This window comes from Kushneria sp. Sum13 (genome assembly GCF_052692355.1).
Genome location: NZ_CP199847.1, coordinates 539,366 through 551,706 on the forward strand (window position 1 = coordinate 539,366; position 12,341 = coordinate 551,706).

The following is a 12,341-nucleotide window of genomic DNA, read 5'->3' on the forward strand; positions in this document are numbered from 1 at the left end:
TACCGCTCGTGCATGAATATCGCGGTCAGCCGATGTTGGCTCGTCGGCTGATCCCAATCGTTACGATGGAGTGATACATGGCAACTCAGCTCGAGTCTCTCAAGGCGCTTTCCAAGGTCGTCGCTGATACCGGTGATCTGGACGCGATCAAGAAATATCAGCCGCAAGACTCCACGACCAACCCGTCGCTGCTGCTCAAGGCCTTCGATCTGGACGGCTATCAGGAGCTGATCGACAAGACGCTGGCCGATGTGAAGAAGGAAGCCAGCGGTATGGAGCGCGAGGCGCAGCTTGAGCACGCCGTGGATCGCCTTTCCGTGGTCATTGGTACCGAAATTGCCAATATCGTGCCTGGACGCATCTCCACTGAAGTGGCCGCAAAGCTTTCCTTCGATCAGCAGGGCAGTATCGACAAGGCACGCAAACTGATTGACCTGTATGACGATGCCGGCATCGGTCGTGACAAGGTGCTGATCAAGCTGGCGTCGACCTGGGAAGGCATTCGCGCCGCTGAAGTGCTGGAAAAGGAAGGCATTCAGTGCAATCTGACGCTGCTGTTCAGCGACGCACAGGCACGTGCCTGCTTTGAGGCCGGCGTGTTTCTGATCTCGCCCTTCGTGGGCCGTGTCACTGACTGGTACAAGCAGCGTGACGGCGTCGAAAACTACAGCCCCGAGGAAGATCCGGGTGTGAAGTTCGTCCGCAGCGTATGCGATTACGCCAGCAACTATGGCTACGACACCGTGGTCATGGGCGCCAGCTTCCGCAACACTGATCAGATTCTGGCACTGGCCGGCTGCAACCGTCTGACCATCTCTCCGGACCTGCTGGAAAAGCTCGCCAATACCGAAGGTGAGGTTGAGCGCAAGGTGACTGACACCGGCGCTGGTGACAAGAAAATTGAGCCCATGACCGAAAGGCAGTTCCGCTGGGAGCACAACCAGGATGCCATGGCCAACGACAAGCTGGCCGAAGGGATCCGCAAGTTTGCCGAAGACCAGGAAAAGCTTGAAGGCATGATCGAAAAGCGCCTGTAAATACCGCGCTTGAGACTCAAGGGCCGGCTCCTCTGGAGCCGGCCCTTTTTGTGTGGTCATATCATGTCAAAAGCGCGAGAAAGGATGTTTGAGAGAAGATGACGACGTCTGAAAACGATATTGCAGGTCTCATGATCGATGAGGCCGTGGTCAGTGCTGCCCAAGCGCTGATCAAGGGGCGCCCACGGGCACTGCTGGGGCTGGTCGGCGCGCCGGGCGCTGGCAAGTCCAGCGTCAGCGAAGCCTTGCTGAGCCGGCTGGGTGAGGAGATGCAGGTGGTACCGATGGATGGCTATCACCTCTCCAATCGTGAACTGGCCCGCCTTGGGCGCGCCGAGCGCAAGGGCGCACCGGATACGTTCGACAGTGCCGGTTACGTGTCGTTATTGGAGCGGCTTCGCACGCCAGAGGCGGATGAAACCGTTTACGCCCCCGGGTTTTATCGCCAGATCGAGGAGCCCATCGCGGCCAGTATTGCGGTATTACCGCAGACGCCACTGGTGGTCACCGAGGGCAATTATCTTCTGATGGAGGAAACGCCCTGGGGTCGCGTCAGGCCGCTGCTTGATGAGGTCTGGTATGTCGAGGTTGACACCGAGCTGCGCGAGCAGTGGTTGGTCGAGCGGCATATGCGCTTTGGGCGTAGCGAGGCTGACGCGAAAGCGTGGGTGGCCAGTACCGATCGACCCAATGCCGAGCGCATCGAGGCAACCCGCGTGCGCGCTGACCGGCGCATCGGCTGGGATGGGGCCTGTATTCGCTTTCTATAAATAGAGCGACATTTTTTAACACGATGTCACTATTTAGGGGCCCACTTGCGGCCAATGAATGATCGTATCAGTGTGGCTTCAGGTTACAATCTCGGTCAGGCTCTGATGTTTGCATCAGAGCATTTTTTTGAGAGTCACGCTGACACGATTCAGCCAGCTTCAGGAGTTTTCATGGATCATCATGCAGGGCACGCACAGAAGGGGCTTCGCGGGAGAGCCCTGGTCGTTGTGGTGTCGATCATTGCGGCGCTGGGTGGGCTGCTGTTTGGTTATGATACCGGCATCATCGGTGTGGCCCTTCTGGGGCTGGCGCGCGATTTTGCGCTCAGCGACACGCTCAAGCAGATCGTGACCGGCGCCATTATCCTCGGCGCGCTGGTGGGGTGTCTGGGCACCGGGCCCATTTCCGATCGTATCGGGCGACGCTGGTCGATTGCGCTTGTGGGCCTTGTGTTCACGATCGGCTCGATCCTGTCGGCGGCGGCCCCCAGTGTGGCCGTACTGATCATGGCCCGCTTTATTCTGGGGCTGTCTGCCGGTAGCGCCACACAGATCATTCCGGTCTATATCGCCGAGGTCACGCCGCCGGCACACCGCGGCAAGCTGGTGGTGATGTTTCAGTTCATGGTGGTCTTTGGCATCCTGGTGGCCTATCTCACCGGCTATGCGCTGGGGCATCAGTGGCGCTGGATGTTTGCACTCGGCATTATCCCCTCGGTGGTGTTGATGATTGGCATGCTGCTGCTGCCGGAAAGCCCGCGCTGGTTGCTGGGTAAAAATCGTGAAAGCGAGGCGCTGGGCATCCTTGAGCGTGTGCGCGGTGACAAAAAGGGCGCGCAGCAGGAGCTTGACGAGATCAAGGAGATTTCGGCGCAGCCCGAAGGCACCTGGAAGGATCTTTTCAGTTCCTGGGTACGCCCGGCGCTGATCGCGGGCTTTGGTATCGCGATGTTCTCCCAGATTACCGGTAACAACGCCCTGATCTACTACGCGCCCACCATCCTGAGTGATGCAGGCTTTGGCGACAGCGCCTCTGTGCTGGCCGCCGTGGGCGGGGCAGTGCTGATCAATCTGGCGACCGTGCTGGGCATCTTTCTGGTCGATCGCATCGGTCGCAAGCGCTTTTTGCTGTGGATGGTGCCGGGTTCTGCTGTGGCCCTGTTTGTCATGGGGGCTCTGTTTATCGGTGGCTCGCCGGAAAGTGCAGCAGCACAGTGGACGCTGGTGGGATGCCTTGCCATCTACATGGCGCTCAATTCAAGCTTCGGGGTCTGTCTGTGGTTGATCAATGCCGAAGTCTACCCGCTGTTTGTCCGCGGCAAGGGTGCAAGCGTGGGCGCCTTCAGCCACTGGATCTTCAACCTGTTGATGACACTGACCACGCTGTCGCTGATCAGTGCGCTGGGCACCTCGGGTACCTTCTGGCTGTATGGTCTGATTACGCTGCTGGCGCTGGTATTTATCGTACGCTACGTGCCTGAAACCATGGGACGTTCGCTCGAGGAGATCGAAACGGACCTGCGTAACGGCACCTTTTTCCCGGCCAGGCGCAAGAAGGCTTCGAAGGGGTAAGGCGATGCAGTGCGGCACGGACATGAACCGTGGCCGTACAGTAAAAAAGGGCGCCTGCGGGCGCCCTTTTTGTGGTCGGTACGATCCGGCCTAGTAGGAGGCGCGACGGTACTGACGATAGCGCGGCCGCCAGAAGTTGGCATCAATCGCCTTGCGAATGGTCTCGTCGTCGGTCTCAAGGGCCACGCCGTCTTCCTGGGCGCGTTTGGCCACGGCGATGGCGATTTTTCGGCTCACTTCCTGAATGTCGGACAGCGGCGGCAGGACAGCGCCCTTGCCTTCAATCGCCACGGGGGAGCAGTCGGCCAGCGCTCTCGAGGCGGCCATCAGCATGCCGTCAGTGATGCGCGACGCCCTGGCGGTAATCGCCCCAAGCCCCACGCCCGGGAAGATATAGGAGTTGTTGCACTGGGCGATGGGAATTTTGCGATCGCCGATGGTCACCGGCTTGAAGGGACTCCCGGTCGAGACCAGCGCCTCGCCATTGGTCCACTCCAGAATCTCGCGCGGCGTGGCCTCGATGCGTGATGTCGGGTTGGACAGCGGCATGACCAGCGGCTCGCGGCAGTGCTGGTGCATGGTCTTGATGACCTCTTCAGTGAAGAGACCACGCTGCCCCGACACGCCAATCAGGATGGTGGGTCTGGCATTGCGCACCACATCGATCAGGGCCAGATCACCCTCGCCGGTGTCCCAGTCGCTGATGTCGGCGCGCTTTTGCACCAGGCGGCGCTGGAAGTTGACCAGATTGCTCATGTCATCGGTCAACAGGCCGTAGCGGTCGATCATGAAGATGCGCTTGCGGGCCTCGGCTTCGCTGAGCCCTTCTTCCTGCATGGCCAGCACAATGTGCTCGGCGATGCCGCAGCCGGCGGAACCTGCGCCTACAAAGGCCACGCGCTGTTCGGAGAGCTTTTCATTTTTGGCCTTGCAGGCCGAAAACAGCGTGCCCAGCGCGACCGATGCCGTGCCCTGAATGTCATCATTGAAGCAGCAGATCTCGTCGCGATAGCGCTCCAGCAGGGGCATGGCGTGGGCCTGGGCAAAATCCTCGAACTGGATGATGGCGTTGGGCCAGCGGCGCTTGATGCCCTGAATGCACTGATCGACAAATTCGTAGTAGGCCTCTCCGGTGACACGCTCGTGGCGCCAGCCCATGTACATCGGGTCGTCCAGGAGATCCTGATTGTTGGTGCCGACATCGAGCACCATCGGCATGGTATAGGCCGGGCTGATGCCACCACAGGCCGTGTAGAGCGAGAGCTTGCCGATCGGAATGCCCATCCCCCCGATTCCCTGATCGCCCAGCCCAAGGATGCGCTCGCTGTCGGTAATCACGACGACCTTGACGTGGTCCTTGGTGGCGCTGTGCAGAATATCGTTGATGTGCTCGCGGTGGTCATAGGAGATGAAAATGCCGCGGTGGGAACGATAGATCTGGGAGAAGGACTGGCACGCCTCGCCGACGGTAGGCGTGTAGATGATGGGCAGCATTTCTTCGAGATGATCTTCCAGCAGCCGGAAAAACAGGGTCTCGTTGCTGTCCTGAATCGAGCGCAGATAGATATGACGATCCAGATCACCGGCCTGCTGCGCATACTGCTGATAGGCGCGCTCGGCCTGCTCCTCGATCGTTTCGATGTTTTGCGGCAAAAGGCCCAGCAGGTTGAACTGAATACGTTCTTCAAGCGAAAAGGCACTGTCCTTGTTGAGCAGTGGCGTTTCGAGCAGGGTGGGCCCCGAGTGCACGATATAAAGCGGGCGAGAAGGGTTCTGGGACATCGTCATGACTCGCTGTAGACAGGAAAATGAAGAAATATCCCGAACATGATGTACAGGATATCAATGGGGTCGTTCACCGCCGGCGGCGTTCCTACATATAGCCATCTCCAGAAACGCATGGCCATCTCCAGAAACGCCGCACGGCGCTACCATGGCCCAACGCGCACGTCAGGCCGAATGGATCAGCCGTTCAATGACATCAACAGCAGCGGCAGCATCATGTAAAGCTCGGGATGTGACTCGCCGTTGATACGAAGATCCTGACTGTTCATCTCGACATCCATGCGATATCGATCCCCCTCGCGCGCCAGCAGCCCTTGCTGCTCAAGTCCCTGAAGCATCTGCTCCGGGCGGGCATTGGGTTCGGACATTGAGATCAGACGTGTGAGCAGCGTGCGGTCCGAGGCCATGTCCAGCGTCAGATTACCGCGCTCCAGCGCCGTGGCAAGCGGATCACGGTCGCTGTCCAGCGCTCGGAAATTCAGCGCCAGCTTGCCTTCAAGGGATCCCTGAGGCGTATCAAGGCCTGCGATGGTGATTTCGGCCGTGGGCGTGCCCTTCAAGGCCTCCAGCAGATATCGCGTCATGATGTTCTGCATCTGGCCCGAGACCTGATCCTCGTCCAGTGAGTCATCGACATTGGACAGATCGATCAACAGGCGATGCGTGGCGTCACGCGGCAGATGTTTGAGCGCCAGCGTCTGGGTGGCGTTATTGATGACCAGCGGCTCGGCAAGCGATGGGCCCTGCATCAGCAGGTTGCTGACCTGCCAGGAGGCGTTCATCGACAGGCCGTCATCCCCGTTGTCACGCAGCTGGCCCTGGCCGTCCAGACCCAGCTTCAGGGCCACGCCTTCGGCGTTATCCTGAAGGTTCAACTGGCCCAGCGTGGTCTTGAAGCGGCCGTCCCAGAAGTTATCCATGTTGGGCCAGTCGGGGCCGCCGGCGCCGTTGCTGTCCATCTTCAGCGCATTGAGCGTCAGCGTGGCGTCGTCACTTTGAAAGTTCAGGGAGGGAACCGACACACTGGAGTCGGTGCGGTTGTCGGCAAGGCGGTAATGGCCATCCATGCCGCCCCAGGCCAGGCGCGCGCCGGGGCTTTCGGGTACGTCGGTCTCATCAAAGGCCGGTGAGTGCCAGTCGATATTGACGTCGTTGCCAAAGCCAACAGTGGTGTTGGCCTCAAGCGCCGGCTGTTCACCGAAATAGTGCGCCACCGCGTTCTGGTGCTCGCCAAAATCAGGGGTGCTGTCGATCCGTGCCCAGCCAAATCCCCAGGGACCATGTGTCATATGGTGATGCACCTCAACCTGCCACGGGCCATCTTCGGTCTCGATCACGGTCCGGGTCACGGCGTCGGACGTGCGCCAGCCCCGATCATATTGCGTCACCTCGGTAGGCGCGCCGGCCGAGATCTGCGTCATGGCCTGGCGAAATTCCTGCTCGATACGCTTGCCGGTATACCAGGGTGCTGCAACGCCTGCCGCCACAATGATGACCGCCGCGGTACCGATAATGCCCGTTGTCTTGCGCATGAAGATCCCTGAACGTTGGTAGGGTGTTATTGAAATATCAGCGTTTGGCGCCGGTCACGATTTATTGACCTGTCGGATGCCATCGGCGTCGATGGTGATCAGTCCCTGCTTGTAGAGACCACCGATGACCTTTTTGAAATTGCCCTTGCTCACACCGAACGTGCGCTGAATCAGGGCCGGGTCGCTCTTGTCGCTGATGGCCAGTGTGCCGCCGGCCTTTTGCAGCCGCTCGAGAATCTGCTCGGCCAGCGGCTCGGCCAGCACTTCACGGCGGGGCTGAAGACTCAGATCCACCTTGCCATCGTCGCGAATCTGGCGGATGTAGCCTTTGGTTCGGGTGCCCATGCGCAGCGGACGAATCGCCTCGCTTTTGTGCAAAAGCCCCCAGTGGCGATGGTTGATAATGGCATTGAAGCCGAGATCCGTCGGGCCGGTAATGATGAGGTCGACTTCCTCGTCCCGGGCATAGTCGGCCGGTTCGGAACTCAGGTGCCGGTCCAGTCGCATCGAGGCAGTAATACGTTGAGTGCGGTCATCCAGATAGGCGGCGACCACGCAGCGGTCGCCCTGACGCAGTGGCCGGCTCGTGTGCTCCTCAAAATGCGGCAGCAGCAGATCCTTGGGCAGCCCCCAGTTTAAAAAGATGCCGACCGGGGTGCGCTCGACCACTTCCAGCGCGGCAAACTCGCCGACCTGGATTTTGGGTCGCTCGGTGGTGGCGATCGGGCGATCTTCGCTGTCGCGATACAAAAAGACCCGCAGCGAGTCGCCCGGTTCGGTCGGGATACCTCGCGGTATCTGGCGCGTCGGCAGAAGAATATCGCCCAGCGAGCCGCCATCGAGAAAAAGCCCGATGGACGACGTCCTGAGGATTTCAAGCGTATTGAAACGGCCCATTGCCGGCATGGTCACGCCCCGTGCATAAAGTAAAAGCGCCATGTTAACGCAAACGCATCGATGGCGGGCAGGGGAAGGCCTTCCGCGGCACATGGCTTGTCACGGCCTCGCGGCAGTGCAATGATTTTCCCCGGGAGATGGCATGCCTCCTGAAGCTTGCGCTTCAAACCATCGCGTCCTGCCACGTCGTGATTAATGATGCCTGCAACGCACCCGGGGTGCGGGCGCAGGCACGTGCCGACATAACGTTTTTGCCCGCCACCTCGATACATATTGAGAACTTCGAGGAGTGCTGCATGTGGTTTTCCATTCTTGCCATCGGCCTTGGGGCGGCGCTGGGCGCCAACCTGCGCTGGGCGTTGTCACTGATGCTCAATGCGCTGTTTCCACCCCTGCCGCCTGGAACACTGGTGGCCAATCTGCTGGGCGCCTGGCTGATCGGGATTGCCTTTGCGCTGTTTAATCTTCTGCCGGAACTGAGCCCGCACTGGAAACTCTTTGTCGTGACCGGTTTTCTGGGCGCGCTGACGACCTTTTCGACCTTCTCGCTGGAAATGACCGGACAGCTACAGGCTGGCCGCTATCTGAGTGCATTGGCCGGCATCAGCGCCCATCTTGCCGGATCGCTGCTGATGACGGCGCTCGGCATGGCCTGTGTAACTCTTGTCAGACAGGCGCTGCGATAGGGGCTGAGAAGGGGGATAAGAAAAGAGCGCGTGGCGATATATGACAGTGCTGCAATAAAACTGACATATTTGATTGTTAACCTGGCGTTGCATTAAAGCAGCCGCGCCCTGTCTGACGGGCCGGCACGATAATCATCAGGGCGCCTCGTGCGTCCTGGCGCAAGGGAACCGGAGCAATCTGATGATCAAGCAAGTCGCTGCAGCCTTCATCGCTACCTCGCTGGCGGCCTCCGCCTCGGCCGCTACCATCACCGGCGCCGGGGCCACCTTTCCCTATCCGGTCTATTCACAGTGGGCTGATGGCTATCAGGACGAGACCGGCAACGGCCTCAACTATCAGGCCATCGGGTCCGGCGGCGGTATTCAGCAGATTACGGCCGGCACGGTCACCTTCGGTGCCAGCGATGCACCGATGACCCCGGAAGAGCTCAAGAAAAACAACCTGGTCCAGTGGCCGCAGATCATGGGTGGTGTGGTACCGGTCGTGCACGTGGAAGGGGTAGATGACGGCGCGCTACGGCTGGACGGCGAAACACTGGCCGATATCTATCAGGGCAAGATTACGACCTGGAACGATGAGGCCATCTCTCAGCTCAACCCCGACCTGACGCTGCCCGATACCAAAATTACGCCGGTCTATCGCGCAGAAGGCTCCGGCACCAACTTCCTCTTTACGCACTATCTGGCCCAGGTCAGCGAGTCGTTCAAAAACGAGATCGGTGAAGGCAAGTCAGTGGCCTGGCCGGCCGGTGTCGGGGCCAAGGCCAATGGCGGTGTGGCCAACCAGGTCAGCAGCATCAATGGCGCGATCGGCTACGTCGAGTCGGCCTATGCCGAGCAAAACGATCTGAACGTGGCACAGCTGAAAAACCAGGCCGGCAAGTTCGTGGCGGCCAACAGCGATTCCTTCCAGGCCGCGGCCGCCAATGCCGACTGGAAAAATGCCGAGGGCATGTATCTGGTGCTGACCAATCAGCCGGGGGACAAGAGCTGGCCGATCGTGGGGGCCTCCTTCATTCTCATGCATACCGAAGTGGATGACGCCAAAGCCGCTGGTGATGCGCTTGCCTTCTTTGACTGGTCGTTTAAAAACGGCGGCGACATGGCCACCGAGCTGAACTACATCCCGATGCCGGACAGTGTGGTCAGCATGGTCAAGCAGGACGTCTGGTCGCAGATCAAGGACGACAGCGGCAAGGTCATCTGGAAGCCATAAGCCCCGTTGAGCCGATGTCTCGGGCCGGGGCCATGTGCTCCGGCTTCTGTCCACCTGAAAATCCTTACGTTTTTATGCACAGGTACGCGCCATGACGACCGGCAGCAGCGTCACACCACAGGCCGCAGAGGGCGATCGGATGCAAAAGCTGTCGGCAAGCGGGCACGAACGGAGCGCGCTCAAGCGCAACGGTCTCGTGGATCGGGTATTTGAAATCACGACCAGAGGCTCGGCACTGCTGGTGCTTTTGCTTCTGGGCACCATTACCGGCTCCCTGATACTGGCCGGCTGGCCGGCCCTGTCAGAGCTGGGGCTGTCCTTTTTTACCGATGACCGCTGGGCCGCCAACGTCAACCGCTTCGGGGCGCTGCCGGCCATTTACGGCACGCTGGTCACGTCCCTGATTGCGATTGCCATCGCCATTCCGGTGTCGCTGGGCATCGCGATCTTTCTGACCGAAATCTGTCCGCCGAAGCTGCGCCGCACCATTGGCACCATGGTCGAGCTTTTGGCGGGCGTCCCGTCAATCATCTATGGCATGTGGGGCATGGAAGTACTGGCGCCGTTTCTACAGTCCCATTTTCCGTCGGTATTTCCAGCCGGTACCGGACTGACAACGGCCGGGTTGATTCTGGCCATCATGATCATCCCGTTTATCACGGCCGTGACCCGCGATGTGATGAATACCGTGCCCTCGATCATGCGCGAGTCGGCCTACGGACTGGGCTGCACCACCTGGGAAGTCGTGCGTCACGTGATCTTTCCGTCCGTGAAGGCCGGGATGCTGGGCGGAGTGATTCTCGGGCTGGGTCGGGCGCTGGGAGAAACCATGGCGGTGACCTTCGTGATCGGCAACAATCTGTTTTTGAACGCCACGGTGACCGGGCAGGGCACCTCGATTGCCGCCCTGATCGCCAATCAGTTTTCCGAAGCCGATGGCCTGCAGCGCTCGGCGCTGTTGTTGTTGGGTCTTGTCCTGTTTCTGATCACCTTTGCCGTACTGGCGCTGGCCCGTTTCATGCTCAATCGCATCAATCAGCGGGCACCGTCATGAAGGAGGCTGTCATGAATCCTGTCTATCGTCGGCGCCGGATGGCCAATCGCATCATCATGATGGCATCGCTGCTGGCCTCGGCCTTCGGCGTCATCTGGCTGTTTCTGATTCTTCTGACGCTGGTCACCAAGGGCGTTCCGGCCCTGTCGCTTGACGTGTTTACCGAGCGCACCCGCATGTCCGGTGGTGGACTGGGCAATGCCATTCTGGGGTCGCTGATCATGACGGCGCTGGCCACCGTCGGGGGCACGATTATCGGCATCGCGGCCGGCACCTGGCTTGCCGAGTACGGCGGCCGCTCGCGACTGGCCAATCTCATCCGCTTTATCAATGACGTGTTGCTGTCGGCGCCTTCGATCATCATCGGGCTGTATATCTACGCCGTTGTCGTGCTGCCGATGGGGCACTTTTCGGGCTGGGCCGGGGTGGCCGCGCTTATGGTCATCATCATTCCGGTCGTGATTCGCTCGACCGAGGACATGCTGCTGCTGGTGCCCAATTCGCTGCGGGAAGCCGCCGCGGCGCTGGGCGCGCATCGCTGGCTGATCGTGCTCAGGGTCTGCTACAGCGGTGCCCGGGCGGGGATTACCACCGGTGTGCTGCTGGGGTGTGCGCGCATCAGCGGTGAGACGGCGCCGCTGCTGTTTACGGCACTCAACACCAATCAGTGGAATTTTTTCAACATGGGCAGCGAGATGCCCAATCTGCCGATGGTGCTTTACCAGAACATGACCATCAATTCGTTTATCCCCGCCCAGGTGGCGCTTGCGTGGGCCGGGGCACTGATACTGACGGCTGCGGTGCTGATCCTCAACATTCTGGCGCGCGTCAGTGCGGCGCGATCACAGAAGTAGGCATCAAGGGGCTTTCATTTCATGAACATGCGATCAGAGAATTTCACCATGGCGCCCAGGCAGACCTCCAGGAACGCTTCCGGAAATACCCATGCTTCAGCCCCTGCCAAGCTGTCGGTTCAGGACCTGAACTTTTACTACGGCAATTTTCAGGCGATCAAGAACGTCTCGATGGAAATCCCGGCGCATCAGGTCACGGCCTATATCGGGCCTTCCGGCTGCGGCAAGTCCACGCTTTTACGCTGTTTCAACCGGATGCATGATCTCTATCCGGGGCTGAAAACCGAGGGCGGTATTTTGCTGGACGGGGAGAACATTCACGCCTCGGGTGTGGACATCAATCTGCTGCGTGCCCGGATTGGCATGGTGTTTCAAAAGCCGACGCCCTTCCCGATGTCGGTGTATGACAACATCGCCTTTGGCGTGAAGCTTTATGAGCGCCTGTCGCGGCGCGACATGGATGAGCGCGTGGAGTGGGCGCTGAAAAAGGCCGCACTCTGGAACGAGGTCAAGGACAAGCTCAAGACCAACGGACAGGCGCTGTCCGGCGGCCAGCAGCAGCGCCTGTGTATCGCCCGTACCATTGCGGTCAAGCCCGAGGTGATTCTGCTGGATGAGCCTACCTCGGCCCTCGACCCGATCTCGACTGGCTATATCGAGGACCTGATTCACGAGCTGAAGACCGAGTACACGATCGTGATCGTGACACACAATATGCAGCAGGCGGCGCGCGTCTCCGACATTACAGCGTTCATGTATCTGGGGGAACTGATTGAATGTGGTCACACCGATCAAATCTTTACCGACCCCGAGAAGAAGCAGACCGAGGATTATATAACAGGGCGTTATGGATAGAGGGTGGTATTGATGCCAGGATGTAATCGTCCTGCGGCGCAAAACATACAGGGGGACACAGAGGTGTCCCCTTTTTCGTGGGC

General features: G+C 59.7%; 11 protein-coding genes. 8 read left to right on the plus strand and 3 right to left on the minus strand.

From position 1 onward, the window contains the following. Positions 1 to 77: 77 nt before the first annotated feature. From tal to ACUN8C_RS02620, 3 genes are all read left to right on the plus strand, one after another. Complete coding sequence (gene tal, locus ACUN8C_RS02610) at positions 78 to 1,037, plus strand: transaldolase (protein ID WP_445620768.1); 960 nt, start codon at positions 78 to 80, stop codon at positions 1,035 to 1,037. A 98-nt stretch (positions 1,038 to 1,135) separates the two neighbouring features. Continuing rightward, the gene (locus ACUN8C_RS02615) at positions 1,136 to 1,807 is read left to right on the plus strand and encodes a nucleoside/nucleotide kinase family protein (protein WP_445620769.1); all 672 of its coding nucleotides are present in this window, start codon (positions 1,136 to 1,138) and stop codon (positions 1,805 to 1,807) included. A 171-nt stretch (positions 1,808 to 1,978) separates the two neighbouring features. Then, on the plus strand, positions 1,979 to 3,379 hold the full coding sequence (locus tag ACUN8C_RS02620) for a sugar porter family MFS transporter (protein ID WP_445620770.1): 1,401 nt from the start codon (positions 1,979 to 1,981) through the stop codon (positions 3,377 to 3,379). Positions 3,380 to 3,469: 90 nt separating this feature from the next. On the opposite strand, the gene ACUN8C_RS02625 is transcribed toward ACUN8C_RS02620, so the two are convergent. The 3 genes from ACUN8C_RS02625 to ACUN8C_RS02635 all read right to left on the minus strand — a co-directional run bounded on the left by ACUN8C_RS02625 (position 3,470) and on the right by ACUN8C_RS02635 (position 7,635). Continuing rightward, the gene (locus tag ACUN8C_RS02625) at positions 3,470 to 5,161 is read right to left on the minus strand and encodes an NAD-dependent malic enzyme (RefSeq protein ID WP_445620771.1); all 1,692 of its coding nucleotides are present in this window, start codon (positions 5,159 to 5,161) and stop codon (positions 3,470 to 3,472) included. 182 nt (positions 5,162 to 5,343) lie between these two features. Next, positions 5,344 to 6,696, minus strand: a complete 1,353-nt coding sequence (locus ACUN8C_RS02630) for a YdgA family protein (protein ID WP_445620772.1) — start codon at positions 6,694 to 6,696, stop codon at positions 5,344 to 5,346. 54 nt (positions 6,697 to 6,750) lie between these two features. Continuing rightward, positions 6,751 to 7,635 carry a CvfB family protein gene (locus ACUN8C_RS02635; protein WP_445620773.1) on the minus strand — a complete coding sequence of 295 codons (885 nt, stop codon included), beginning with the start codon at positions 7,633 to 7,635 and terminating at the stop codon, positions 6,751 to 6,753. 254 nt (positions 7,636 to 7,889) lie between these two features. Between ACUN8C_RS02635 and crcB the strand changes: the two genes are divergently transcribed. The 5 genes from crcB to pstB all read left to right on the plus strand — a co-directional run bounded on the left by crcB (position 7,890) and on the right by pstB (position 12,258). Beyond that, a complete protein-coding gene (crcB, locus tag ACUN8C_RS02640) occupies positions 7,890 to 8,279 on the plus strand; it encodes a fluoride efflux transporter CrcB (protein ID WP_445620774.1) in 390 nt (129 codons plus the stop codon). A gap of 181 nt (positions 8,280 to 8,460) precedes the next feature. Continuing rightward, on the plus strand, positions 8,461 to 9,495 hold the full coding sequence (pstS, locus tag ACUN8C_RS02645) for a phosphate ABC transporter substrate-binding protein PstS (RefSeq protein ID WP_445620775.1): 1,035 nt from the start codon (positions 8,461 to 8,463) through the stop codon (positions 9,493 to 9,495). A gap of 91 nt (positions 9,496 to 9,586) precedes the next feature. Then, a complete protein-coding gene (pstC, locus tag ACUN8C_RS02650; RefSeq protein ID WP_445620776.1) occupies positions 9,587 to 10,549 on the plus strand; it encodes a phosphate ABC transporter permease subunit PstC in 963 nt (320 codons plus the stop codon). An 11-nt stretch (positions 10,550 to 10,560) separates the two neighbouring features. Then, positions 10,561 to 11,403 (plus strand): phosphate ABC transporter permease PstA, encoded by an 843-nt coding sequence (gene pstA / locus ACUN8C_RS02655; protein ID WP_445620777.1) that lies wholly within the window; start codon positions 10,561 to 10,563, stop codon positions 11,401 to 11,403. Positions 11,404 to 11,424: 21 nt separating this feature from the next. After that, positions 11,425 to 12,258: a phosphate ABC transporter ATP-binding protein PstB gene (gene pstB, locus ACUN8C_RS02660; protein ID WP_445620778.1), complete on the plus strand. Its 834-nt coding sequence runs from the start codon at positions 11,425 to 11,427 to the stop codon at positions 12,256 to 12,258. Positions 12,259 to 12,341: the final 83 nt, after the last annotated feature.